We start from the raw sequence: 24,401 nt of genomic DNA on the forward strand, positions 1-24,401 counted from the left end.
GAAACGCCCGGTCGAGCTCAGCTCGACCGGGCGTTGGTCGTTCCGACCGCGGCGCGGGTCTCGTCGGCCGATCAGCCGAGCGCGGAGTCGACGACGCGCTTGGCCTCCTCCTGCACCTGCGCGAGGTGCTCGGCGCCCTTGAACGACTCGGCGTAGATCTTGTACACGTCTTCGGTGCCGCTGGGGCGCGCCGCGAACCAGGCGTCGGCCGTCTCGACCTTGACGCCGCCGATGGCCGCACCGTTGCCGGGCGCGTGCGAGAGCTTCGCCGTGATCGGCTGCCCCGCGAGTTCGGTCGCGGCGATCGCGTCGCCGGTGAGCTTGCCGAGGGCGGCCTTCTGCGCCGGGGTGGCCGCGGCGTCCTTGCGCTCGTAGGCGGGGTCGCCGAAGCGCTCGACGAGCTCCGCGTAGAGCGCCGACGGCGACGTGCCGGTGACCGCTCGGATCTCGGAGGCGAGCAGGCACAGCAGGATGCCGTCCTTGTCGGTGGTCCAGACCGTGCCGTCGAACCGCAGGAACGACGCGCCCGCGCTCTCCTCACCGCCGAACCCGACCGAGCCGTCGACGAGGCCCGGCACGAACCACTTGAACCCGACCGGCACCTCCCAGAGTCGGCGCCCGAGCGCGGCGGCGACCCGGTCGATCATCGAGCTCGAGACGAGCGTCTTGCCGATCGCGGCATCCGCTCGCCATTCCGGACGGTGCGCGAACAGGTACTCGATCGCGACCGCGAGGTAGTGGTTGGGGTTCATCAGGCCGCCGTCGGGCGTGACGATGCCGTGCCGGTCGGCGTCGGCGTCGTTGCCGGTCAAGATGTCGAAGCTGCTGCCGTGTTCGAGCACCGACGCCATGGCGCTCGGCGACGACGGGTCCATGCGGATCTTGCCGTCCCAGTCGAGCGTCATGAACGACCAGGCGGGGTCGACGCGCTCGTTCACGACCGTGAGGTCGAGCCCGTACGTGTCGCGGATCGCGGCCCAGTAGTTGACCGAAGCCCCGCCGAGCGGGTCGGCGCCGATCTTGATGCCGCTGCGCTTGATGGCCTCGATGTCGATGATGTTCGCGAGGTCGGCGACGTAGGCGGTGCGGAAGTCGTAGGTCTCGACCGCGCTCGGCTCGGCCTGCTTCACCTCGCGCAGCCCGTCGGCGATGAGCTCGTTGGCCCGGTTCGCGATCCACGACGTCGCGTCGGAGTCTGCGGGGCCGCCGTGCGGCGGGTTGTACTTGAAGCCGCCGTCCTGCGGCGGGTTGTGCGAGGGCGTGATGACGATGCCGTCGGCCTCGCCCTCGGCGCGCTTGGCCGGATCGTTGTTCCACGTGAGGATCGCGTGCGACAGGGCGGGCGTCGGCACGTAGTCGTCGTACTGGTCGACGAGCACGCGCACGCGGTTGCCGACGAGCACGTCGAGCGCCGTCGTCTGCGCCGGTGCGCTCAGCGCGTGCGTGTCGGAGCCGATGAACAGCGGTCCGGTGATGCCCTGCGCCGTGCGGTACTCGACGATCGCCTGCGTGATCGCGAGGATGTGGTGCTCGTTGAAGCTCGTCGTGAAGCTCGAACCCCGGTGGCCCGAGGTGCCGAACGCGACCCGCTGCTCGGGCACCGAGGCATCCGGTTGCTGCTCGTAGTACGCCCTGACGAGCGCTTCGACGTCGATGAGATCGGACTCGGTGGCCGGGGTTCCCGCGCGTTCGTGCATGCACCCAGTCTGGCGCGCCCGCGCTCCCGCCGCACCCCGCATCATGTCCTGATACGGGGCGCGCGTCGAAGGGCGGGTCAGAGCAGCGCGTGCAGGACGGTCGCGACGCTGAAGATCGCGAGGCCGGCGAGGGCGCCGACCACCGTGCCGTTGATGCGGATGAACTGCAGGTCGCGCCCCACCTGGAGCTCGAGCTTGCGCGTGGTCTCGGCCGGGTCCCAGCGCTCCACGGTCTCGGTGATGACGCCGGCGATCTCGTGCCGGTAGGTGCGCACGACGTAGGCCGCGGCATCCGTCACCCAGGTGTCGACCTTCGCGGCGAGCGTCTCGTCGGCGACGAGACGGCCGCCGACCTCGACGATCGCCGAGCGCAGGCTCTGCCGCAGCTCGCTCTCGGGGTCGGCCAGCGAGTCGTCGAGTGCCGCCTTCACCGCGGTCCACGCCTCGCCGGCGAACTCGCGCACGCGCGGGCTCTCGAGCAGGTCGTTCTTGATGCCCTCGACCCGCGAGATCGTCGCGGGGTCGTGCTGCAGGGCGTCGGCGAGGTCGGCGAGGTAACGGTCGATGGCCTCGCGGAGCGGATGCTGCGGGTCGTCGCGCACGGCGTTCACGAATCCGCGCACCTCGCGGGCGGCCCGATCGTCGACGAGCCGGTCGACGAACCCCGGCATCCATCGGGGGAGGCGGTCGGAGACCATGCTGCCGAACGCCTCGGGGTGCGCGACGAGCCAGTCGTCGGCCTTGTCGAGCAGGGCGTCGACGGCGGCCCGTTGCTGGTCGGCGGCCACGAGCCTGGCGCCGACGCGGCCCACCGAGGGCGCCCATTCGGGCTCGAAGAGGTGCTTGCGCGCGAGGCGCTCGATGACGTCCTCGACGTCGTCGTCGCCCAGCAGCTCGAGCACGCCGCGCGCGGCGACGGAGGCCTCGGACGTCAGGCGTTCGGCGTTGGCCGGTTCGGCCAGCCAGCCGCCGAGCCGCCGCGAGATGCCGATGGAGCGCAGCTTGCCGAGCACGACGTCGTCGGAGAGGAACTCGTGCTCGACGAAGGCGCCGAGCGTCGCGCCGATCTCGTTCTTGCGCGTCGGGATGATCGCGGTGTGGGGGATCGGCAGGCCGAGCGGATGCCGGAACAGGGCCGTCACCGCGAACCAGTCGGCGATCGCGCCCACCATCGCGCCCTCGGCTGCGGCGCGAACGTACGCGAGCCACGGGACCTGGTCCTGCAGGGCGAACGCCACGGCGAACACGACCGCCGAGAGGATCAGCAGCCCGGTGGCGAGCCGCTTCATGCTGCGGAGCGCGGCCTCACGCTCGGCGTCGCTCGGCACGGTGCGGGGCTCGCGTGCGGTGCGGGCCGCGCGCGGGGTGCGGTCGACCGGGTCGGGGGTCTCCAAGGTCGTGGTCATCGCGTCCTCCTCACGGTTCGCGCGTTGCGGACGATCTCGACGCTAGACCCTCCGCCTGCGCCCTGTCCCTCGGCGCGCGCCCGCTGGTTAGGCTGGCAGCATGACGGATGCCGCACCCCAACGCCCGGAGGGCACCTACTCCTACCTGGGGCCGGCCGGCACCTTCACCGAGGCCGCCCTCAAGCAGGTGCCCGAGGCGGCCGGCAAGACGTGGCGCTCGGTCAACAACGTGGGCGAGGCGCTGGCGGATGTCACGAGCGGCCGCTCGATCGCCGCGGTCATCGCGATCGAGAACTCGATCGAGGGCGGCGTCTCGGCCACGCAGGACGCGCTCGCGACCGTACCCGGCCTCCGCATCGTCGGCGAGTACCTGGTGCCCGTGAACTTCGTGCTCGTCGCCCGCCACGGCACGACGCTTGACGATGTGCGCACCGTCAACGCGCACCCGGTCGCCTACGCCCAGTCGCGCGGCTGGCTCGAGCGCAACCTGCCCGAGCACGGGCACATCCCCGCGTCGAGCAACGTGCAGTCCGCGGCCTCGCTCTTCGAGGCCGACAGCACGGCCGACGCCGCGGTCGCGCCGCCCGGCATCACCGACCACCACGACGTGACCGTCCTGGCGCGCGACATCGGCGACAACCCCAACGCGGTGACCAGGTTCGTGCTCGTGTCGCGCTCACGTTCGCTGCCCGAGCCCACGGGCGCCGACAAGACGAGCCTCATCGTCGAGCTGCCGAGCGACGAGCCCGGCGCCCTGCTCGCGATGCTCGAGCAGTTCTCGACGCGAGGCGTGAACCTCTCGCTGCTCGAGTCCCGGCCCATCGGCGACGCCCTCGGCCGCTACCGATTCGTCGTCGACCTCGACGGCCACGTCGCCGACGAGCGCGTCGCCGACGCCCTGCTCGGCCTTCGTCGCACGAGCCCGAACGTGATCTTCCTCGGCTCGTACCCCCGGGCCGACCAGCGCGAGATCGAATACCACGCGAAGTACGATGACGAGATCTTCATCGAGGCGCGCGACTGGCTGCGCGGCTTGCTGAGCGGCGAACCCGACTGATGCAGAGCCCGGGCGACGCGACGATCGACCGGCACGGGCGGCACTGAGACCGAAGGACACGCGATGAGCGACGAGGCCACGCGAGCGATCGACCCGAGGTTCGATCCCAGATTCCAGCGCGGGTATGTTCCGGATGTCGCGGGCGGCGCCCGCGCGAAGGTGCGCCGCGAGCCGACCGACGCGCCCACCGAGGTCGAGACCGAGCTGTTCGGACCCCGCTCCGCCGTGACCTCCGATCGTCGCCCCGCGCCCCTCACCGCGGCGCCACCCAAGCCCGAAGCCGACCACGCCGCTGCGCTGCTCGCGTATTTCGCTCCCGAGGAACCGACCGTGCCGAATCCGCCGACGGAGCCCGGACCCCGATCGGACCCTGCGCCGAATCCGCCGACCGACCTTGGGCCGGCCTCCGGCGGGATCACCTCACATTCCGAATCGGGTATGCGTCGCGAGGTCGACGACGGGTTCGTCGAGCCGGAGCCCGAGAGCGAGAGCCCGTTCGTGCGCCACCGGTGGCTCGGGTTCTGGGTGGCGCTGGCGGCGAGCATCGCATTCGTCGTGGGCGGCGCGGTCCTGTACTGGAACGTGAGCCTCGAGCAGATGAGCCCGAGCGGACGGATCGCGGGTGCAGCCGAGACGCAGGCCTTCCTCAGTGCGTTGTACGCCCTCGGCATCGGGCTCGTGCAGGCCGGAGCCCTCGGCATCGTCGTGGTGCTCGCGCTGGGTGCCGTGATGTCCGCGCGCCGGGGGCGCGTATGAAGCGCCCGTCGGCGCAGTTGCGCAACCCCGCTCTGCTCGCGCTGGCCGGGGTGTTCGTCATCTCGCTCGTGGGGCTGCAAGGCCTCTCGCGCACGATCGCCGACCGCTACCGGGACTTGAGCAGCTTCAACAGCCAGAGCGGTTCCGAGTCGGACATGAACGCGATGAACCAGTTCTACGCCGCCCTCAACGCACTCGGCCAGGGCACCAGCGCACTCGGATCGCTCGCCGCGGCATCCGCTCTCGCGCTGGTGTTCGTCTGGTGCTTCTGGCCGAGAGGTGCCCGGGCCGCAGCTCAGTCGAGCGACGGCACGCGGATGATGAGCGAGGCGGGGTCGACCGTGAACCTGGCCGACACGACCGTGCCGAACTCGTCGCCGTCGATCTCGAACTCCTCCGAGCCCTCGACGATCTCGATGTCGACCGAGCGTCCGCGCGAGTAGACGATCTCGCTCCGTCGGCTGCCACCCGTCAGGTCCATGATCTGCCGGCCGATGGCCGACTTGCGCAGCACCGGGTTCTCCCAGCTGATCTTGCGCCAGATGAAGAGCCAGCCCAGGAAGTTGCGTGGCTGCAGCACGGCCATGTCGAGGCGCCCGTCGTCGAGCTGCGCGTCGGGGATCAGCTCGATGTTGCCCGGCAGGTAGCCGAGGTTCGCCACGAGGATGGTCGAGACCTTCGACCGGTGCAGGCGGCCGGCATCGGTGCGGTAGTAGGCGCGGTAGGGCTTCGACGCGGGGAGCGCGCGCAGCCCGGCATCGACGTAGGCGAGCCAGCCGACGCGCTTCTTCAGGTCGGGGTTCGTGCTCGAGATCATCGCCGCGTCGATGCCGATGCCCGCCATGACGAGCGACGTGTGGCTCTCGGTGTCGCCGTTCGGCCGCGTGATGTCGGCCACGACCACGTCGACGGCGCGGTCGAAGCCCTCGAAGGCGAGCGTCGCGGCCGCGCGCATGTCGTTGACGGGGATGTCGACGTTGCGGGCGAACAGGTTGCCGGTGCCGATCGGCACGATGCCGACGGGCAGGCCGCTGTCGCGGAGCCCGGCGGCGACCGAGCGCACGGTGCCGTCGCCGCCCGCGGCGATCACGAGGTCGACCCTCGACTCGCGGGCTTCGAGCGCCATGCCCTTGCCCGGATCGTCGACCGTGGTCTCGATCCAGAGCGGCTCGGCGAAGCCCTGCTGCTCGGCGACCGCGGCGATGGTCGTGCGCAGGGTGTCGACGCCCTGCTTGCTCGGGTTGAAGATCACGGCGACGCGCGGCCGGTCGCCCACGGACTCCGCCGCCTGCTGCTTGCCACCCCGCGCCACGGAGCCAACCTATTGCATCGGGATGCCGCGGTTAGACTGGCACGCGTGATCGACCCCGTGCTGCTTCGCGAGAACCCCGACCTGATCAAGCATTCGCAGGAGCTCCGTGGGGAGTCTCCGGCCCTCGTCGACGACGCCGTGGCCGCTGACGCCGCCCGTCGGCACGCGATCACGGCGTTCGAGTCGCTGCGCGCCGAGCAGAACGCCTTCGGCAAGCGGGTCGCGCAGGCGCCGAAAGACGAGAAGGCCGCGCTCGTGGCGCAGGCGCAGGAGCTCGCGGCGAAGGTCAAGCAGGCCAACGCCGAGGTGACGGTCGCCGAAGACGCCTTCACCGCGACCGTGCGCCTCATCGGCAACGTCGTCATCGACGGCGTGCCCGCGGGCGGCGAAGACGACTTCATCCTCCTGAAAGAGGTCGGCGAGGTGCCGACCTTCGACTTCGAGCCGCGCGACCACCTCGAGATCGGCGAGATGCTCGACGCGATCGACATGCACCGCGGTGCGAAGGTCTCGGGCGCGCGCTTCCACTACCTCAAGGGCATCGGCGCCCGCCTCGAGCTCGCGCTCATGACCATGGGCCTCGACCGCGCACTGGCGGCCGGCTTCACGCCGCTCATCACGCCGACGCTCGTGCGGCCCGAGATCATGCAGGGCACCGGCTTCCTCGGCGCGCACGCCGACGAGATCTACTACCTGCCCGCCGACGACCTCTACCTCACGGGCACGAGCGAAGTGGCCCTCGCCGGGTACCACTCCGACGAGATCATCGACGTGTCGAACGGCCCCATCCGCTACGCCGGCTGGTCGACCTGCTACCGCCGCGAGGCCGGTTCGGGCGGCAAGGACACCCGCGGCATCATCCGCGTGCACCAGTTCAACAAGCTCGAGATGTTCAGCTACGTCGACCCCGCCGAGGCCGAGGCCGAGCACGCGCGACTGCTCGCCTGGCAGGAGGGCATGCTGCAAGACCTGGGGCTCAGCTACCGCGTCATCGACACCGCGGCCGGCGACCTCGGGTCGAGCGCGGCCCGCAAGTACGACGTCGAGGCGTGGGTGCCCACGCAGGTCGCGTACCGGGAGCTCACGTCGACCTCGAACTGCACGACCTACCAGGCGCGTCGCCTCGACATCCGTCACCGCACCGAGTCGGGCAAGACGGCGCCGGTCGCGACGCTCAACGGAACGCTCGCCACCACCCGCTGGATCGTCGCGATCCTCGAGACGCACCAGCGGGCCGACGGGTCGGTGCGCGTGCCCGAGGCGTTGCGCGGGTACCTCGGCGGCCTCGAGGTGCTCGAACCCGTCATCCGATGAGCGAGCGGATGCCACGGGCCGACCTCACGACCGAACCGTGGTTCGTGGCGCTCGACGTCGACGGCACGATCATGCACGAAGACGAGACGATCGACCCCGCCGTCGCGTCGGCCGTGGCCTCCGCGCGGGATCGCGGACACGAGGTCACCATCGCGACCGGGCGGTCCTGGGCCGGCACCGCGCCCGTGCTCGATGCGCTCGGGTTGTCGCCCGAGTACGTGGTCTGCGCGAACGGCGCCGTGACGATGCGACGCGACGGCGCGGCATCCGATGCCCCTGCATCCGAGGCGTACGAGCGGTTCCACATCGAGACCTTCGACCCGTCGACCGCGATCGAACGCATCCGCTCGTTCCTGCCCGACGGCCGGTTCATGGTCGAACTGCCCGACGGCCACCGACTCTACACCGCGGGCATGGACACCTGGGACCTCGACTCCGCGAGCCAGGTCGAGTTCGAGGGCCTGTTCGTGCCGAGCGCGACGCGTGTCGTCGTGGTCTCGCCCGAGCACGAGACGCAGGAGTTCATGGACCTCGTCGCGGGCATGGGCCTGCACCAGGTCAGCTACGCCATCGGCTGGACGGCCTGGCTCGACATCGCGCCCGACGGCGTGAGCAAGGCGACCGCCCTCGAGCGGGTGCGCGGGTGGCAGGGACACGACCTGAACCGCGTGATCGCCGTCGGCGACGGACGCAACGACATCGAGATGTTCACGTGGGCGGGTGCTGCCGGCCGCGCCGTCGCCATGGGCCAGTCGCCCGACGAGGTCAAGGCCGCGGCGACCGAGGTGACCGGCGGCATCGACGAAGCCGGCCTGGCCGAGGCGCTCGACACGCTGCCGTAGCCGACCGCCCCGCTTCCCGCGTTCCGCCCTCCCCGTCCGGTTACACTCGGCACTCAGGGGAGGGTCGTCGTGGGCGATGTTCGCGGGGAGAACGACCGGCCGGCAGGCGAGGCCGTGCCGGCAGGCGACGTGCCGCCGTCACGACCCGTACCGCCCGAACCGCCGCGTCACGGGCGCATGCCACGCCACAGCGGCTGGATCTCCGCGGCGAAGCTCGCGGCATCCGTCGTCGCGATCATGGCGATCAGCGGCGTCGCCGTCGTCGCGTTCGCGGCGGTCGACCTCGTGAGCACCGCGACCACCGCGCCGACCCTGACGCTCGAGAACGAGCAGATCCTCGAGGGCGTACCCGACATCGGCGCGATGGACGGCGGGCTCAACTTCCTGCTCGTCGGCAGCGACAAGCGGCCCGACGACGGCGCCTTCGGCGACCCCGAAGAGGACTCGGCGGTGCTGAACGACGTGACCATGCTCGTGCACATCTCGCAGGACCACACGCATGTCGAGGTCGTGAGCTTCCCCCGAGACATGCTCGTCTCGGTGCCCGAATGCCCCGACCCGGAGGACCCCGACGGCGAACCGCTCTCGGCGCTCTCCGGGGTGAAGATCAACACCGTGCTCTCGTACGGCGGCTTCAACTGCGTCGCCGCGACCATCACGCAGCTCACCGGGGTGCCGATCCCGGTCGGCGGCATCGTCGAGTTCTACGGCGTCGCCGCGCTCGCCGAAGCCGTCGGCGGCGTGGATGTCTGCATCGCCGAGCAGATCGACGACGACTACACGGGTGTCCACCTCGAACCGGGAACGCAGACGCTCAGTGGCATGGAATCTCTGCAGTTCCTCAGGGTGAGGCACGGTGTCGGCGATGGATCGGACCTCGGGCGCATCTCGAACCAGCAGGTGTACATGTCGGCGCTCATGCGCAAGCTTCAGGCCGACGGCACGCTCGGAGACCCGGTCAGGCTCTACTCGATGGCCAAGGCGATCCTCGCGAACATGAGCCTCTCGAGCGCGCTGCAGAACCCGACGGTGCTCGTCTCGATCGCCCGCGCGGTGCAGGAAATCGACCTCTCGAAGGTCGCGTTCGTGCAGTTCCCGACCGCGTACACGTCGGATCAGAGCGCCGTCGAACCCACTGAATCCGCCGCCCTCGTCAACGCTGCGCTGCAGGCCGACCAGCCGATCGTCCTCGACCCGGCGTCCACGGACGAGTCGGAGTTCGGAACCGGCGGCGACCCCGCGACATCCGCACCGCCCGGCCCCGAGGCGGCCGAGGGCGGGACGGGTGAGACCACCGAGACCACACCGCCCGCAGGGGCCATGCCGACGGATGTCACGGGCCAGCCCGCGAACGAGGTGCGCTGCTCGACCGCGAACGAGGGCTGATCCGCACCCGAATCAGGGGCTTCCCAGGCTCGACTGGAAGGGTTGGCTGGATACGAGTCGGCTAGAATCGTGGCCTGTCCGCTCCGGAGAACGTTCCAACGAACCCCAGAGCGGCAAGGAGGGCTGTCCGAGCGGCCGATGGAGCTGGTCTTGAAAACCAGTGGGCAGAAATGTCTCGTGGGTTCGAATCCCACGCCCTCCGCACTCGTGTCGAATATTCCCCCTGCCGACCCGAACCGCTCGCGCTCCGCGGCGACCGACCCACCGAGAGAGGGTGACCGTGTCAGACGATCGCCAGTTCAGCTCCCGCACCGCCGCCAAGAACCCCGCCATTGCGCGCCACGGGCGCCTGAAGCCGCATAGCGCCTGGCGCACCGTCGCGAAGGTCACGGCCACCGTCGTCGCCATCGCTCTGGCGTCCAGCACGGCCGTCGTCGCCTACGCCGCCTGGGATCTCGCGAGCACGGTGCAGCCGACGGTCAAGCTCGAGAGCGAGAAGGTGCTCGAGGGTGTTCCTGACATCGGGGCGATCGATGGAGGCGTGAACTTCCTCCTGATTGGCAGTGACAGTCGCGAAGGGCAGGGCGGGGGGTACGGCGATCCCGATGAGGAGACCGCGGTGCTCAACGATGTGACGATGCTGCTGCACATCGCGCAGGACCACTCGCACGCCGAGGTCGTCAGCTTCCCGCGCGACATGTTCGTGAGCGTGCCCGAGTGCACCGACCCCGAAGACCCGACCGGCGACACTCTTTCCGCGCTGTCGAGCGTCAAGATCAACAGCGTGCTGGCTTACGGCGGCATGGACTGCGTGGTCAAGACAGTGTCCGAACTCACCGGCGTGGTCATCCCGTTCGCGGGCATTGTGCAGTTCAACGGCGTCGCCGCCTTGTCCGAGGCGGTGGGCGGTGTCGAGGTCTGCATCGCGGAGCCCATCCAGGACGAGCACACGGACCTTGACCTGCCCGCCGGCATGCAGAGCCTCAGCGGCCTGACCGCGCTGCAGTTCCTGCGCACTCGTCACGGAGTCGGCGATGGCAGCGACCTCGGGCGAATCTCGAACCAGCAAGTGTTCCTGTCAGCGCTCGTTCGCACCCTGCAGAGTTCAGGCACGCTGAGCGACCCCGTCAAACTCTTCGGTATCGCGAAAGCGGCGCTCGCGAATATGACGCTCTCCGACGCGCTCACCGATCCGGCGAAAATGATCTCGATCGCCAAGGCGCTCAAGGACATCGACCTCTCCCAGATCGCCTTCATGCAGTATCCGACCGGATCGACCGAAGGCGGGCTGCTGCCATCCGACTCGGCCGAAGTCGTGAATCTCGCGCTGCAGAACGACGTCCCGGTGTCGTTCGACCCCAACGCGGGCGACACCTCGTTCGCGTCGGTCGCCGATCCGAACGCCGCTGCTCCCGCGCCCGTTGAAGAGGCACCTACCGAAGGAACGGACGCTGCGCCCACCGACGACGCCGCTGCGGTCCCCGCCGCGACGACCGAAGCGCTTCCGAGCGACGTGTCCGGACAGACGGCCGCCGAGACGCGTTGCTCCTCGGGCAGGCCCCTCGAGGACCAGTAGCCGCAGCACGTGACCTTCGACGCCCGGATCTGAGCGACCGAGGAACCGCCGAATCGTGTTTCGCGGCATCCGCGGGTTATGATGGCAGTCGCGTTCGCGCAAGCGTTCGCGAGGAGACGTCGCATAGTCCGGCCGAGTGCACCACCCTGCTAAGGTGGAGTCCCCGTAAGGGGACCAGGGGTTCAAATCCCCTCGTCTCCGCTCTCGCATCGAAACCCCTCCCCGTGAGGGGTTTCGTCGTATCCGGCCCGGCGCTCGTCGCATCAGGGCCTGCCCGGGTGGCAGCGCCGTGTCGACGCGCCTAGGCTCGTGTGGTTACACCAAATGTAGGGAGTGCTGCCACCATGCAGAAAATCATCACCACGACCGCGCTGCTCTTCGCCGGCGCACTGCTGTTCACCGGATGCGCCACGAGCGCGTCCGACAGCGCCTCCGGCGACGACAACTGCGAGGTCGTCCGCGTCGCCGTGCGCGACATCTCGAACGGCGCGCAGAACGCCATCGCGTCGACGACCGACCAGTCGCTGACCGAGAAGCTCGACGGCTACTCGCAGCGCCTCGACGAGCTCGCCGCCGACAACGCCGACAACGCCGAACTCGCGACGGCGATCGAGGGCGTGCAGGACAAGATCGTGGCCGCCGAGGACTACGCCGCCACGCTGCCGGCCGAGGCCGACGAGGAGTTCACGCCCGACGCCGACGCGCAGGCGACGGCGTCCGGCGACATCCAGACCGCAGCGGTCACGGTCACCGAGGTGTGCTCGGCCGAGTAGTCGGCTCCCGCACCACGGCACGACGCGAGCGCGCGGCATCCGGAATTCGGATGTCGCGCGTCCCGCGTTCTGGACGCGTTCGGAGCCCGAGCGGGTCCACTCAATCGAACGGTTGAAATCCCGCTCGTGGGCGCGCAACCCGTTCGACATTCGGGGCCGATGGGGCAGAGTGAGTCCAGCGCCGCGTGACGGCGCCCATCCGAGAAGGGTGCACCCGTGAGCTCATCGCCACGCCGCCGTTGGTTCGGCCTCGTCTTCATCAGCATCGCCGTGTCGCTCATCATCGTCGATTCGACGATCGTGAACGTGGCGATCCCGGCGATCGTCGACGATCTCGGCATCACCTCGACGCAGGTGCAGTGGGTTCAGGAGTCGTACACGCTCGTCTTCGCGGCGCTGCTGCTCGTGTTCGGCACGCTCGCCGACCGGTTCGGGCGGCGACGGATGCTGATCATCGGCGTCGTGATCTTCGCCCTGTCGTCGGTGGCGGCCGCGTTCGCGACCTCGGGCGAGCTGCTGATCCTGGCCCGTCTCGTGCAGGGCGTGGGCGGGGCGATGATCCTGCCGACGACGCTGTCGCTCATCAACGCGACGTTCCGCGGCCGCGAGCGGGGCATCGCGTTCGCGGTGTGGGGGTCGACGATCGGCGGCATGGCGGCCATCGGCCCACTGCTCGGCGGGTGGCTCACGACCGAGTTCTCGTGGCGGTGGGCCTTCGGCATCAACATCCCGTTCGCGATCGTCATCATCATCGGCGTGCTGCTCACGATCGACGAGTCGCGCGCGCCGGGGGACCCGCGACGCATCGACGTCGTGGGCGCGCTGCTCTCGGTCATCACGAGCGGCTTCCTGGTGTTCGCGCTCATCGAGGGCCGAACGTACGGCTGGTGGATCGCCGAGGACGGCATCGCGTTCGGCGACTGGCAATGGCCGTCGGCGATCTCGCCGATCCCGTTCGCCTTCGCGATCGCGCTGCTCGGCCTGGTGTCGTTCGTGCTCTGGGGGCGCCGGCGGATGCGCCTCGGCAGGTCGACGATGCTGCCGTTCGCCCTCTTCGCCATTCCGTCGTTCCGCAACGGCAACATCGCGGCCATGATCGTCTCGCTCGGCGAGTTCGGCATCATCCTCTCGCTGCCGCTCTGGCTGCAGTTCGTGCTCGGCTTCGACGCCCTGCAGACCGGGTTCGTGCTGCTCGCGCTCGCCGTCGGCTCGTTCGGGGCGAGCGGCTTCGCGGGCGCGATGTCCGGCCGGCTCGCGCCGGTCTTCATCGTGCGGCTCGGCATCGTGCTCGAGATCATCGGCGTCGTGTGGGTGGGCCTCGTCATCGCGCCGGATGCCACGTGGCAGTGGCTGCTGCCGGCGCTCTTCGTGTACGGGTTCGGCGTGGGCCTCGCGACCGCGCAGCTGACCGGTGTCGTGCTGCAGGACGTGCCCGTGGCCGACAGCGGCGCCGGGTCGGGCACGCAGTCGACCTCGCGCCAGCTCGGCTCGGCGCTCGGCATCGCGATCCTCGGCACGGTGCTGTTCACGACGACCGCGAACGTGCTCGACGCGAGCCTCGACGAGCGCGGTCTGCCCGATGCGCAGCGCGAGCAGACGGTGTCGGCCGTCGTCGACAGCGCGGGCGCGGCGATTGCCGGACTCGAGGCGAACCCCGAGACGGCCGAGATCGGCGCCGACGCGGCCGAGGCGTTCAGCACGGGCACGCGCTACGCGGCGTTCGCGGCCGCCGGGTTCCTCGTCGTCGGCTTCTTCGCGACGCTCTCGCTCGGCTCGGGTCGCCGCGACGAGCACGAGGACGAGGGCGAGGTGGGGGCGACGGATGCCGCGGCGGACCGCACCGGGCCGGCGGGCCCCTCGGCGGGCACGGCAGACGCAGCCGAGCGCGGGTCCTGACCGACAGGACCCGCGCTCGGGATCTGGCTGGCTTCCGGTCGGGGTCTATTCCTCGACCTTGTGCTCCTCGGCGGCTGCAGCCGCGTTCTCGGCTTCACGGCGCTCGGCGTCGTATCGTGCGGCCGCGGCATCCTGGGCGGCCCAGTCCTCGCCGTTTCGGGGGTCGCGGTCGGAATCGAGCGGTTCTTCGAGCGGGTCGACGAAATCGGTCACGGGTGTGCTCCTGTTCTCATGATGCGGCTTTGCGGGCCTTCGCCTTCGCGGGCTTGGGCTTGTCGGTCTTCGCCTTCTTCGTGGCAGCGCCGGCCTTCGTCGTCTTCGACGCCTTCGTGCCCGAGGTCTCGGACTCGTCGCCCGAGGCATCCGCCCCACCGCGCTTCGACGCGATCGAGCGCCGCAGCGCCTCCATGAGGTCGATGACCTCGCCGCCGGTCTCGTCGGGCTGCTCGCCGAACGTGGCCGCCGTGTCGAGCGCGTCGCCCTGCTCGAGCTTCGCGGCGATGAGGGTGCGCAACTCCTGCTGGTACTCGTCGACGTACTCGTCGGGCTTGAACTCGGCGACGAGGCTGTCGACGAGCTGCTTCGAGAGCTCGAGCTCCTTCGCGGTGATCTTCACGGCCTCGTCGAGCGCGGCGAATTCGGCCTGGCGCACCTCGTCGCTCCAGAGCAGGGTCTGCACCATGAGCACCTTGCCGTGCACGCGGAGCGCCGCGAGGCGGGTCTTCTGCCGCAGCGCCATGCGCACGATGGCGGTGCGATCGGTCGACTCGAGCGTCTCGCGCAGCAGCACGTAGGCCTTCGACGAGGCCGAGTCGGGCTCGAGGTAGTAGCTGCGATCGAACATGATCGGGTCGATCTGGTCGGTCGGCACGAACTCGACGACCTCGATCTCCCGGCTGCGCTCGGCGGGCAGGGCCTTGAGGTCCTGGTCGGTGATGACGACCGTGCGCTCGCCGTCGTCGTAGGCCTTGTCGATGTTCTTGTACTCGACGACCTGCCCGTCGATCTCGCAGATGCGCTGGTACCGGATGCGCCCGCCATCGGCGTCGTGCACCTGGTGCAGGGACACGTCGTGGTCCTCGGTGGCGCTGTAGAGCTTGACGGGCACATTGACCAGGCCGAATGTGACCGCCCCTTTCCAGACGGCTCGCATTCTTCAAGTGAACACCCGTTCCCGCCGTCGGGGAACCCCCGATGGCAGGATGGGGGCATGGCCGAGGGTGCGCGGCAGTTGGTGGAGGTCGACGGCCGGAGGCTCCGGCTGACGAACCTCGACAAGGTCATGTATCCCGAGACGGGCATGACGAAGGGCGAGGTGATCGCCTACTACGCCGAGATCGCGCCCGCCATGGTGCCGCTCGTCGCGGGTCGCCCGGTCACGAGGCTCAGGTGGGTGCACGGCGTCGGAACGGCGGATGCCCCCGAGCGGCCGTTCTTCGAGAAGACGCTCGACGAGCACGCGCCCGAGTGGCTGCGCCGCGGGGTGATCCGCCATTCCGACGGCGACAAGCCGTATCCGATCGCCGGCGATCGCGCCTCGCTCGTCTGGCTCGCGCAGCAGGCGTCGCTCGAGGTGCACGTGCCGCAGTGGCGGTTCGCGGCCGACGGGCAGCCGGCGAATCCCGACCGCATCGTGTTCGACCTCGATCCGGGCGAGGGCATGGGCCTGGTCGAGTGCGCCGAGGTCGCGAGGCTCGTGCGCGCGCTCATCGGGGGCATGGGGCTCGACGCCGTGCCGGTCACGAGCGGCAGCAAGGGCATCCACCTCTACGCGGCGCTCGACGGGCGGCAGACCTCGGAGCAGGTGTCGGATGTCGCGCGCGAACTCGCGCGCGCCCTCGAGTCCGATCATCCGGGCCTCATCGTGTCGAGCATGAGCAAGATCGTGCGCGGCGGCCGGGTGCTCATCGACTGGAGCCAGAACAACGGCAAGAAGACGACGATCGCCCCGTACTCGCTGCGCGGGCGGGCCCGCCCGACGGTGGCCGCGCCGCGCACGTGGGAGGAGCTCGACGACCCCGGCCTGCGGCACCTCGAGGCGCACGAGGTGCTCGAGCGCGTGGCATCCGGAATCGACCCGATCGCCTCGCTCGCGGACTCGGGCGGGGGCGCCGGGGGCGGCGCCGGGCCGCTCGCGACGTACCTCTCGATGCGCACGACCGGCGTCACGCCCGAGCCGATGCCGGGGTCGAGTTGGGCGGCGCCCGGCGGGGGAGCCCCGGGTTCGAGCGCGCTGTCGTTCGTGATCCAGGAGCACCACGCGAGGCGACTGCACTACGACTTCCGGCTCGAGCGCGACGGCGTGCTGAAGAGCTGGGCGGTGCCCAAGGGCGTGCCGGAGGATCCGGGCGTGAACCACCTCGCGGTGCAGACCGAGGACCACCCCCTGGAGTACGGCGGGTTCGAGGGCACGATCCCCGGCGGCGAGTACGGTGCCGGGTCGGTGACGATCTGGGATGCGGGCACCTACGCGACCGAGAAGTGGCGCGACGACGAGGTCATCGTCGACGTGCAGGGCCGGGTCGGCGGACCGCTCGGCGCCGTGCGGCTCGCGCTGATCCGCACGGGCGGCGAGGGCGAGAAGAGCACGTGGCTGCTGCACCGCATGAAGGACCAGCGGCCGGGGGAGGTCGTTGCGACGGTCGGGTCTCGAGACGGCGCCGGCGCGCCTCCTCGACCGGCGGCCGGCGCGAACCCCGCCGGTCGAGGAGGGAGCGAAGCGAGCGTCTCGAGACCAGCGACTCCGGGAGCGGCCGAGCCGATCACCGCGCGCCCCATGCTCGCGTCGCCCGGCACGCTCGGCCTCGTCGGCGCCGGCGACTGGGCGCTCGAGTACAAGTGGGACGGCATCCGCGTGCTCGCGCGCACCGACGGCGGGGGCCTGCGCCTGGTCAGCCGCAACGGCAACGACGTCACCTCCAGATACCCCGAGCTCGCCGGCCTGCCCGGCGCCCTCCGCGGTGATGCGCTCGTCGACGGCGAGCTCGTCGCGCTCGACGACGACGGCCGCCCGAGCTTCGAGCTGCTGCAGTCGCGCATGAACCTCACGCGCACCAGGGAGATACAGCGGCTCGCGACATCCGCCCCCGTTCGCCTGCTGCTCTTCGACGTGCTCGAGATCGCGGGCGACGACGTGACGGATGCCCCCTACCGCGAGCGGCGTCGCCGGCTCGAGCGGCTCGTGCGGCCCGGGTCGGGCATGCCCGTGGAGGTGCCCGCCCTGGCGACCGGATCGCCCGCCGACGCGCTCGCCGAAGCGCGCCGGCTCGGCCTCGAGGGGCTCGTGGCGAAGCGGCCCGACTCGACGTACCACCCCGGAACACGTTCCGAGCAGTGGCTGAAGCTCAAGCTCACGCGCACGCAGGAGGTCGTGATCGGCGGCTACCGCGTCGGCGTCGGTTCGCGAACCGGCCGCATCCGCTCGCTGCTCGTCGGGATCCCGGGCGAGCACGGACTCGAGTACGCCGGTCGCGTCGGCAGCGGCCTGCGCGAGCTGGAGTCCGAGCGCCTGCTCGCGCGACTCGACGCCGCCGTGCGGGAGACATCGCCGTTCGTCGACGTGCCCGAGGCGGATGCCGTCGATGCGGTCTGGGTCGAGCCGCAGCTCGTCGGCGAGATCGAGCTCGCCGAGTGGACGAGCACGGGCGTGGCGCGCCATCCGCGCTGGCGGGGGCTCAGGCCCGACAAGTCGCCGAGCGAGGTCGTGCGCGAGGCGTGAGCCGTGCGGGCAGGCCCGCGAGCTCTGAGCCGCTCAGTCCGCGTCCTCTCCGAGCAGGTCGAGCAGCGCCCGTTCGCGCCCGCCCCGCAGCGAGATCGTGCGGTCGAGCTCGTAGGCGGCGATGACGCGCGGGTCGATGTAACTGCCCTTCGCGATCGTGGGCGTGTTGCCGAGCACGAGGCTCGTCTGCTCGATCGCGTCGCGCACCGACGCGTCGCGCGCCCGCTTCGTGGTGGCCGGCCCGAGCTGGGCGAGGCGCTCGGCCGCCGTGATCGTGCCGCGCAGCGTGCGGAAGTCCTTCGCCGTGAAGTCGCCGCCGGTCTGCAGCCGGATGTGCTCGTTGACGTCCGACGGCCCGAGCGCGCGGAAGCGGCGCCCGTCGAGCCACGCGTAGAGGCGCCCGGCCGACGACCGCTCGCGGGTGCGGTCGACGAAGCCCGCGAGCGCGGCATCCGTGAAGCGCAGATCCTGTCGGATGCCGCCCTTCGCCTGGAAGCGCAGGCGAACCGTCTCGCCGTCGAGCGTCGCGTTGCGCACGAGCAGCGTCGTGAGGCCGCGGCTGCGGAAGCCGGCGAGCGACTCCTCGGAGCCCACGCGGATCGCCCCCAGCTCGAGCGTGCGGAACGCCGCGGCCAGCACCCGCTCGCGCGGCAGGTCGGGCAGCGCGAGGTCGAGTGCGCTCGCACGACGCGCTGCGGGCAGTCGGCGCGCGAGTTCGAGCATGCGATCGAACTTCTCGGCGTCCTGCCGTTCGCGCCAGGCCGGGTGGTAGATGTACTGCCGGCGACCGGCCGCATCGACGCCGACGGCGAGGATGTGGGCGTTCGCGGCATCCGCGATCCACACCTGTTCCCAGGCCGGCGGCACCGCCAGCTCGAGGATGCGCGCGCGCTCGCCCCGACTCGCCGCCGACCCGTCGACGTGCACGAACGCGAACCCGCGACCGCGCCGCACCCGGGTGTACCCGGGCGCGGCGTACGGTTCGACGTGCCTCAGCCGCGGCATCCGCTCAGTGGTTCCGGAGCGCCGAGATGAGCTCGGACTTGCGCTTGCCGCTGTAGCCGGTGAGCCCGAGCTCCTTCGCCCGCCGCTTCAGGTCGGGCACGGTCCAGTCGTCGTAGTCGCCGCTCTCGCCGCCCTTGCGGCCGATCTCGCTGCGGCCCTGCGCGGCGGCGGCGTTCGAGATGCGCGCCGCCTTCTCCTTGGAGGCGCCGTCGTCGCGGAGTTTCTCGTAGAGCTCTGGGTCCTTCAGCGATGCGTTCCTGCGCCCGGGCATGTCGCCCTCCTTCTGCTGGTGGTCGATGGGGAGGAAGCGGGCGGGGTCACAGTCCCCGCCCGCCGGTCACCGGCAGCACCGCGCCCGAGACGTACGAGGCGTCATCCGATGCCAGGTAGACGTACGCGCCGGCGAGCTCAGCGGGCTGACCCGCTCGCCCGAGCGGGGTGTCGCGGCCGAACCCGGGCAGGTGGTCGGGCCACCCGGTCGCCGGGATGAGCGGGGTCCAGATGGGTCCGGGCGCGACCGCGTTGACCCGGATGCCGCGCGGCCCGAGCTCCTCGGCGAGCGCCTTCGTGAAGGCCACGAGTGCGGCCTTGGTCATGGCGTAGTCGACGAGGGACGATGAGGGGTCGAAGCCCTGGATCGACGACGTCGTGATGATCGAGGACCCGGCCGGCATGTGCGGCACGGCCGCCCTGGCGAGGAACACGGGTGCGAAGAGGTTCACGCGCACGACGCGTTCGAAGTCGTCCGTCGGAATCTGCTCGATGCCGCCCCGATCGCGTTGGTGCGCGGCGTTGAGCACGAGCAGGTCGAGCCCGCCGAAGGCCGCCTCGGTGTCGTGCACGAGATCGGCGCAGTGCTCCTCGCTCCGCAGGTCGCCCGGCAGCAGCAGGGCGTCGCGCCCGGCATCGGCGACCCAGACCGCGGTCTCCTCGGCGTCGGCCTGCTCGCTCGGCAGGTACGAGATCGCGACCTGCGCGCCCTCCCGGGCGAACGCGATGGCCACCGCGCGGCCGATGCCCGAGTCGCCGCCCGTGATGAGCGCGCGGCGGCCGTTCAGGCGCCCGGCTCCCCGGTAGCTCTGCTCCCCGTGGTCGGGCTGCGGCGACATGGGGGCGGTCAGCCCCGGCGGCTCCTGCTCCTGCCGCGGGAACGGATCGGTGGTGTGCCGCGTCGTCGGATCGATCAGACGGTCGTTGTGCATGACTGCTCCTCCCGTGATCGCCCCACGCTAGGCGGCGGCCGCTCGGGCTCGCACGGGGTTGACAGTGACGGATGCCGGTGCCCGCCGCCGCGCGATGCGCGACCTAGCAGGTCGCTCGTTCAGCGGTCAACCCCCAGCGTGGTCGCTGCCGTGCGCCATAACGTGGAGGACACGGAGCGCATCCGCCCCGAGGTTCCGCCGATCGCAGATCACCCCCCGATCAAGACGACGTCGGAGGCCGAACGTCCGCCACCCCCATCAGGGGCGAGCGGATCTTGAGAAGGAGAGACCATGAACATCCTCGTCGCCATCATCGCCATCGTGGCTGTCATCCTGCTGTTCACGGGCGGCTTCGTGCAGTCCCTGAACTTCCTGCTCTGGGTCGGACTGGTACTTCTGATCCTCGCCGTCATCGTGTGGCTCGTGCGCTTCCTCGGAGGCAAGCGCACGGTCTGATCAGACAGACCGCACCCGCGGCGCGGGCGACCTTCGGGTCGCCCGCGCCGTTTTGCGTGCGGGGCCGTTCCTCGGGCGGTGCCGCGAGAGCCCTGTTCGAACTGGGACCCGCCAGACGTACAATTGGCGCGTGGGCACCCTCTATTACGGCGATTCCGGTACGCCGATCGGCATCGAGGATCGAGCGCTGGCGCACCTCAAGGTCGCCATCACGACCAAGCTCCGGCGGGGCGAGAGCTTCACGCTCTCGTGGCGGCACACCGACGACCAGCCCCGCGGGCGCACGACGCTCTGGCTGCACGCGTCGATCCCGCTTCGCTTCGTCTTCGACGAGCCCGAGTCGCCCGAACTCAGCCGCGAGTGGATCGAAGAGCTGATGCGCTCGGCGAACAGCACCGGCGGCATCAGCCTCGTGCCCGAGCACCTCGACACGGACCCGATCCCGACCCTGCCCGACCAGCCCGTGCAGGTCGGCGTCGACGTGCAGGAGGTCGAGGCCGACGAGGAGACGTCCCCCAGCTGACGGGTGCCGCGGCCCGGCTCAGTCGTCTTCGATCGGCTCGTTCTCGTCGGGTTCGGGAACCCAGTGCAGGCCCGACGTGCTGTTCGCGGTGAGCAGGAGCTGCTCGATCCACAGTCGATTGAGTTTGGCGGGGCGATTGCCGCTGAACACGAACTGCAGCGGAATCGACTCGTGCACCCAGAGCGTCGTGCGGCCGCTGCCATTGGCGACGCCGTGATCCCACGACATCGAGAAGCTCTCGGAGCGGCGCAGCTTGTTGAGGATCGCGACCCGCAGGTGGGCCAGCGTGCGGTCGTCGATCTCGAGCTCGCGCGGTGAGGAGTTGTAGATGAGCCTGCCCATGCGCCGACTCTAGTCCCGCCGAGCCGAGGAATGACGGCCTGCGAGCCCTGTGCGCCCCCCTGTCGAGTTCTTGCGCAGCCTGCCGTAGCATGGCGCACATGTCGAGGAGGCTGGCGGATGTCGCGCGCAAGGTCGGAGTCAGCGAGGCGACCGTCAGCCGGGTGCTGAACGGCAAGCCCGGCGTGTCGGCGTCGACGAGGGACGCCGTGCTCACGGCACTCGACGTGCTCGGGTACGAGCGGCCGACGAAGCTGCGCGGCGAACGCGCCAGGCTCGTGGGGCTCGTGATGCCCGAGCTGCAGAACCCGATCTTCCCCGCGCTCGCCGAGTCGATCGGCGGCGGCCTCGCGCAGAACGGGTACACGCCCGTGCTCTGCATCCAGACGGCCGGCGGCATCTCCGAGACCGACTACGTCGAGCTGCTGCTGCACCAGCAGGTCTCGGGCGTGATCTTCGCGGGCGGGGCCTACGCGCAGGCCGACGCGAACCACGAGCACTACGAGCGCCTGCGCGAACTGAAGCTGCCGACCGTGCTCGTGAACGCACCGGTCGACGGCATCGGGTTCGCCACGGTCTCGTGCGACGACGTGACGTCGATGGAGCAGGCGTTCGGCCACCTGCTGCAGCTCGGGCACGAGCGCATCGGCATCCTGCTCGGGCCGCGCGACCACATCCCCTCGCGGCGCAAGCACGAGGCCGCCGTGCGCATGGCCGAGCGGCACGGCGTCGAACTCGGCGAGGATCGCGTCGTGCACTCGCTGTACTCGCTCGAGTCCGGGCAGACCGCGGCGACCAAGCTCATCGCCGCCGGGGTCACGGGCATCATCTGCGCGAGCGACCCGATGGCGCTCGGCGCCGTTCGCGCCGTGCGTCGTGCGGGTCTGCGCGTGCCCGAGGACGTGTCGGTGATCGGCTACGACGACTCGGCGCTCATGAACTGCACCGAGCCGCCGCTCACGACCGTGCGGCAGCCGATCGAGGCCATGGGCAAGATGATCATCGAGCTGCTCATGCGCCAGATGTCGAGCGAGCGCAGCATCGGCGACGAGGTGTTCTTCGCACCCGAGCTCGTGGTGCGGGCCTCGACGGCGCCCGCTCCGCGCTGACGGACGTGCCGGTCGAGGAGGCGCGCCAGCGCCGTCTCGAGACCAGCGCCCCCGCACGACGCTCGCTTGCGCGGAATTCGCAAGCCTGATCCGCAATTTCGCGCAAGTCGTCGCAAACTTCTGTCGATTTGTTGAAGAGTTGCATCATTCTGTTGCCTTCAATACCTTGACGGTCATCGACGCCGTCGTCTCCAGCTGACGCGGCGCGCCCCGTCCAGGAGGAGACCACCGCGTGACCACGCCACTCACCGCATCCGGCCCGGCGACCGCCCCGGTCCTGCCGACCGATGACGCGCTGTGGTGGCGCAGTGCCGTGATCTACCAGGTGTACGTGCGCAGCTTCGCCGACTCCGACGGCGACGGCACCGGCGACCTGCGGGGCGTCCGCAGCCGGCTCGGCTACCTCAAGGAACTCGGCGTCGATGCGCTCTGGTTCAACCCCTGGTACCCGTCGCCGCTCGCCGACGGCGGGTACGACGTGAGCGACTATCGCGACATCCACCCGACGTTCGGCACGCTCGAGGACGCGGAGCTGCTCATCAGCGAGGCGCTCGCCCTCGGCATCCGCACGATCATCGACATCGTCCCGAACCACGTCTCGAGCGAACACGCCTGGTTCCAGGCCGCACTCGCCGCCGCACCTGGCAGCCCGGAGCGCGAGCGCTTCTGGTTCCACCCGGGCAAGGGCGAGCACGGCGACGAGATGCCGACGGGCTGGACCTCGAACTTCCAGGGCGACACGTGGACCCGCACCACGAACCCCGACGGCACGCCGGGGGAGTGGTACCTGCACCTCTTCACGCCCGAGCAGCCCGACCTGAACTGGAACCACCCCGACGTGCGCGCCGAGCACGAGGACGTGCTGCGGTTCTGGTTCGACCGCGGCGTCGCCGGCGTGCGCATCGACTCCGCCGGGCTGCTGATCAAGGACCCGGCCCTGCCCGAGGTGCCCGCGCAGGTCGAGCCCGGCGGCCACCCCACCGAGGACCGCGACGAGGTGCACGACGTCTACCGCTCGTGGCGGCGCATCGCCGACTCCTACGAGGGCACCCGCGTGCTCGTCGGCGAGGTGTGGGTTCCGGATGCCGCCCGCTTCGCGGCCTACCTCCGGCCCGACGAGATGCACACGGCCTTCAACTTCGATTTCATGACCCGCCCGTGGCAGGCCGACGAGCTGCGCGCCTCGATCGACCTGATGCTCGCGGCGCATGCTCCCGTCGGCGCTCCGAGCACCTGGGTGCTCTCGAACCACGACGTGACTCGCCCGGTCACCCGGTACGGCCGCGAGGACTCGAGCTTCGCGTTCGCGAAGAAGCGGTTCGGCACGCCGACCGACCCCGAGCTCGGCCGCCGCCGCGCACGTGCCGCCGCGCTGCTCACGGCCGCCCTGCCCGGCTCGCTCTACCTCTACCAGGGCGACGAACTCGGCCTGCCAGAGGTCGAGCTGCCCCGCGAGGTGCTCGAGGACCCCATGCACTTCCGCTCCGGCGGCGTCGACCCCGGGCGAGACGGATGCCGCGTGCCCCTGCCCTGGCGCGGCACCGAGCCGCCGTTCGGGTTCTCGCCCGACGCCGGCCGCGGCGCGGCATCCGCTTCATCCGCGACAGCCGACGCACTGGTGGGCCGGGTCGCCCCGTGGCTGCCGCAGCCCGCGGACTGGGCCGCGCTCACCGTGCAGGCGCAGGAGGCCGACCCGGGCTCGATGCTCTGGCTCTACCGGCAGGCGCTCCGCATCCGCAAGCGCGAGCACTCGCTCGGCGACGGCCCCATGACGTGGTTGCCGAGCGCCCCCGGCGTGCTCGCGTTCAGCCGCGGCGACGACGTCGTGAGCGTCACGAACCTCGGCACCGAGCCGATCGCCCTGCCCGATCACGACCGCATCCTCCTCAGCAGTTCACCGCTCGTCGGCGGACTGCTGCCACAAGACTCCACGGCCTGGCTGCACCGAACCGCCTGACCGTCGAGGCCGCAGCCGACACCATCCGCACCACCGGCACCCCGCGGCATCCCTCACCACACACCGCATCACACAGC

At 70.6% G+C, this 24,401-nt stretch carries 22 protein-coding genes and 2 tRNA genes; 15 read left to right on the forward strand and 9 right to left on the reverse strand.

Annotated features, from left to right (window positions below):
• Positions 1-71 precede the first annotated feature (71 nt).
• Together pgm and ATC03_RS01335 are read right to left on the reverse strand one after the other, a co-directional pair.
• Positions 72-1,697, reverse strand: a complete 1,626-nt coding sequence (pgm, locus tag ATC03_RS01330) for a phosphoglucomutase (alpha-D-glucose-1,6-bisphosphate-dependent) (RefSeq protein ID WP_067872185.1) — start codon at positions 1,695-1,697, stop codon at positions 72-74.
• 77 nt (positions 1,698-1,774) lie between these two features.
• Entirely contained in the window at positions 1,775-3,103 is a 1,329-nt protein-coding gene (locus ATC03_RS01335; protein WP_067872188.1) for a DUF445 domain-containing protein, read from the reverse strand.
• A gap of 100 nt (positions 3,104-3,203) precedes the next feature.
• On the opposite strand from ATC03_RS01335, the gene pheA reads away from it, so the two are divergent.
• On the forward strand, positions 3,204-4,160 hold the full coding sequence (gene pheA / locus ATC03_RS01340; RefSeq protein WP_067872191.1) for a prephenate dehydratase: 957 nt from the start codon (positions 3,204-3,206) through the stop codon (positions 4,158-4,160).
• Between the two features lie 63 nt (positions 4,161-4,223).
• Positions 4,224-4,916, forward strand: coding sequence for a hypothetical protein (locus ATC03_RS01345; protein WP_067872193.1), 693 nt, complete (start codon positions 4,224-4,226; stop codon positions 4,914-4,916).
• A 295-nt stretch (positions 4,917-5,211) separates the two neighbouring features.
• Here the strand turns inward: ATC03_RS01345 and ATC03_RS01350 are convergent, their stop codons facing one another.
• Positions 5,212-6,228 carry a diacylglycerol/lipid kinase family protein gene (locus ATC03_RS01350; protein ID WP_067872196.1) on the reverse strand — a complete coding sequence of 339 codons (1,017 nt, stop codon included), beginning with the start codon at positions 6,226-6,228 and terminating at the stop codon, positions 5,212-5,214.
• Positions 6,229-6,273: 45 nt separating this feature from the next.
• On the opposite strand from ATC03_RS01350, the gene serS reads away from it, so the two are divergent.
• From serS to ATC03_RS01390, 8 genes are all read left to right on the forward strand, one after another.
• A complete protein-coding gene (serS, locus tag ATC03_RS01355; protein ID WP_067872199.1) occupies positions 6,274-7,542 on the forward strand; it encodes a serine--tRNA ligase in 1,269 nt (422 codons plus the stop codon).
• Between the two features lie 8 nt (positions 7,543-7,550).
• On the forward strand, positions 7,551-8,384 hold the full coding sequence (locus ATC03_RS01360; RefSeq protein WP_067881081.1) for an HAD family hydrolase: 834 nt from the start codon (positions 7,551-7,553) through the stop codon (positions 8,382-8,384).
• Positions 8,385-8,561: 177 nt separating this feature from the next.
• Complete coding sequence (locus ATC03_RS01365) at positions 8,562-9,770, forward strand: LCP family protein (RefSeq protein WP_067872204.1); 1,209 nt, start codon at positions 8,562-8,564, stop codon at positions 9,768-9,770.
• A gap of 117 nt (positions 9,771-9,887) precedes the next feature.
• Positions 9,888-9,972: transfer RNA gene (locus ATC03_RS01370), tRNA-Ser, on the forward strand.
• Between the two features lie 78 nt (positions 9,973-10,050).
• Positions 10,051-11,346: an LCP family protein gene (locus tag ATC03_RS01375; RefSeq protein WP_227820192.1), complete on the forward strand. Its 1,296-nt coding sequence runs from the start codon at positions 10,051-10,053 to the stop codon at positions 11,344-11,346.
• Positions 11,347-11,458: 112 nt separating this feature from the next.
• Positions 11,459-11,547 (forward strand) — tRNA-Ser (locus ATC03_RS01380).
• 143 nt (positions 11,548-11,690) lie between these two features.
• Entirely contained in the window at positions 11,691-12,119 is a 429-nt protein-coding gene (locus tag ATC03_RS01385) for a hypothetical protein (RefSeq protein ID WP_067872210.1), read from the forward strand.
• Between the two features lie 216 nt (positions 12,120-12,335).
• On the forward strand, positions 12,336-14,015 hold the full coding sequence (locus tag ATC03_RS01390; RefSeq protein WP_084003180.1) for an MFS transporter: 1,680 nt from the start codon (positions 12,336-12,338) through the stop codon (positions 14,013-14,015).
• Positions 14,016-14,060: 45 nt separating this feature from the next.
• Here ATC03_RS01390 and ATC03_RS20445 read toward each other — a convergent pair whose 3' ends face one another.
• Together ATC03_RS20445 and ku are read right to left on the reverse strand one after the other, a co-directional pair.
• Complete coding sequence (locus tag ATC03_RS20445) at positions 14,061-14,228, reverse strand: hypothetical protein (RefSeq protein ID WP_156997171.1); 168 nt, start codon at positions 14,226-14,228, stop codon at positions 14,061-14,063.
• A gap of 16 nt (positions 14,229-14,244) precedes the next feature.
• The gene (gene ku / locus ATC03_RS01395; RefSeq protein ID WP_067872213.1) at positions 14,245-15,168 is read right to left on the reverse strand and encodes a non-homologous end joining protein Ku; all 924 of its coding nucleotides are present in this window, start codon (positions 15,166-15,168) and stop codon (positions 14,245-14,247) included.
• Positions 15,169-15,225: 57 nt separating this feature from the next.
• Between ku and ATC03_RS01400 the strand changes: the two genes are divergently transcribed.
• Complete coding sequence (locus ATC03_RS01400) at positions 15,226-17,733, forward strand: ATP-dependent DNA ligase (protein ID WP_067872215.1); 2,508 nt, start codon at positions 15,226-15,228, stop codon at positions 17,731-17,733.
• A gap of 33 nt (positions 17,734-17,766) precedes the next feature.
• Here ATC03_RS01400 and ATC03_RS01405 read toward each other — a convergent pair whose 3' ends face one another.
• The 3 genes from ATC03_RS01405 to ATC03_RS01415 are packed head-to-tail and all read right to left on the reverse strand — an operon-like array spanning position 17,767 to position 19,940.
• Complete coding sequence (locus ATC03_RS01405; RefSeq protein WP_067872218.1) at positions 17,767-18,738, reverse strand: DNA topoisomerase IB; 972 nt, start codon at positions 18,736-18,738, stop codon at positions 17,767-17,769.
• A 4-nt stretch (positions 18,739-18,742) separates the two neighbouring features.
• Entirely contained in the window at positions 18,743-19,009 is a 267-nt protein-coding gene (locus tag ATC03_RS01410; protein WP_067872221.1) for a DUF7218 family protein, read from the reverse strand.
• 46 nt (positions 19,010-19,055) lie between these two features.
• Positions 19,056-19,940, reverse strand: coding sequence for an SDR family oxidoreductase (locus ATC03_RS01415; protein WP_067872224.1), 885 nt, complete (start codon positions 19,938-19,940; stop codon positions 19,056-19,058).
• 291 nt (positions 19,941-20,231) lie between these two features.
• On the opposite strand from ATC03_RS01415, the gene ATC03_RS20710 reads away from it, so the two are divergent.
• Positions 20,232-20,396, forward strand: coding sequence for a hypothetical protein (locus ATC03_RS20710; RefSeq protein ID WP_169829215.1), 165 nt, complete (start codon positions 20,232-20,234; stop codon positions 20,394-20,396).
• Positions 20,397-20,526: 130 nt separating this feature from the next.
• Complete coding sequence (locus ATC03_RS01420) at positions 20,527-20,919, forward strand: DUF7882 family protein (protein WP_227820193.1); 393 nt, start codon at positions 20,527-20,529, stop codon at positions 20,917-20,919.
• An 18-nt stretch (positions 20,920-20,937) separates the two neighbouring features.
• Here the strand turns inward: ATC03_RS01420 and ATC03_RS01425 are convergent, their stop codons facing one another.
• Positions 20,938-21,261 carry a DUF7882 family protein gene (locus ATC03_RS01425; protein ID WP_067872228.1) on the reverse strand — a complete coding sequence of 108 codons (324 nt, stop codon included), beginning with the start codon at positions 21,259-21,261 and terminating at the stop codon, positions 20,938-20,940.
• Positions 21,262-21,359: 98 nt separating this feature from the next.
• Here ATC03_RS01425 and ATC03_RS01430 point away from each other — a divergent pair, with 98 nt between their 5' ends.
• Together ATC03_RS01430 and ATC03_RS01435 are read left to right on the forward strand one after the other, a co-directional pair.
• Complete coding sequence (locus ATC03_RS01430) at positions 21,360-22,367, forward strand: LacI family DNA-binding transcriptional regulator (RefSeq protein WP_067872232.1); 1,008 nt, start codon at positions 21,360-21,362, stop codon at positions 22,365-22,367.
• Between the two features lie 232 nt (positions 22,368-22,599).
• Positions 22,600-24,324 carry a glycoside hydrolase family 13 protein gene (locus ATC03_RS01435; protein ID WP_074400958.1) on the forward strand — a complete coding sequence of 575 codons (1,725 nt, stop codon included), beginning with the start codon at positions 22,600-22,602 and terminating at the stop codon, positions 24,322-24,324.
• The last annotated feature ends 77 nt before the right edge of the window (positions 24,325-24,401 follow it).

The sequence above is a fragment of the Agromyces aureus genome (genome assembly GCF_001660485.1).
Taxonomy (GTDB): domain Bacteria; phylum Actinomycetota; class Actinomycetes; order Actinomycetales; family Microbacteriaceae; genus Agromyces; species Agromyces aureus.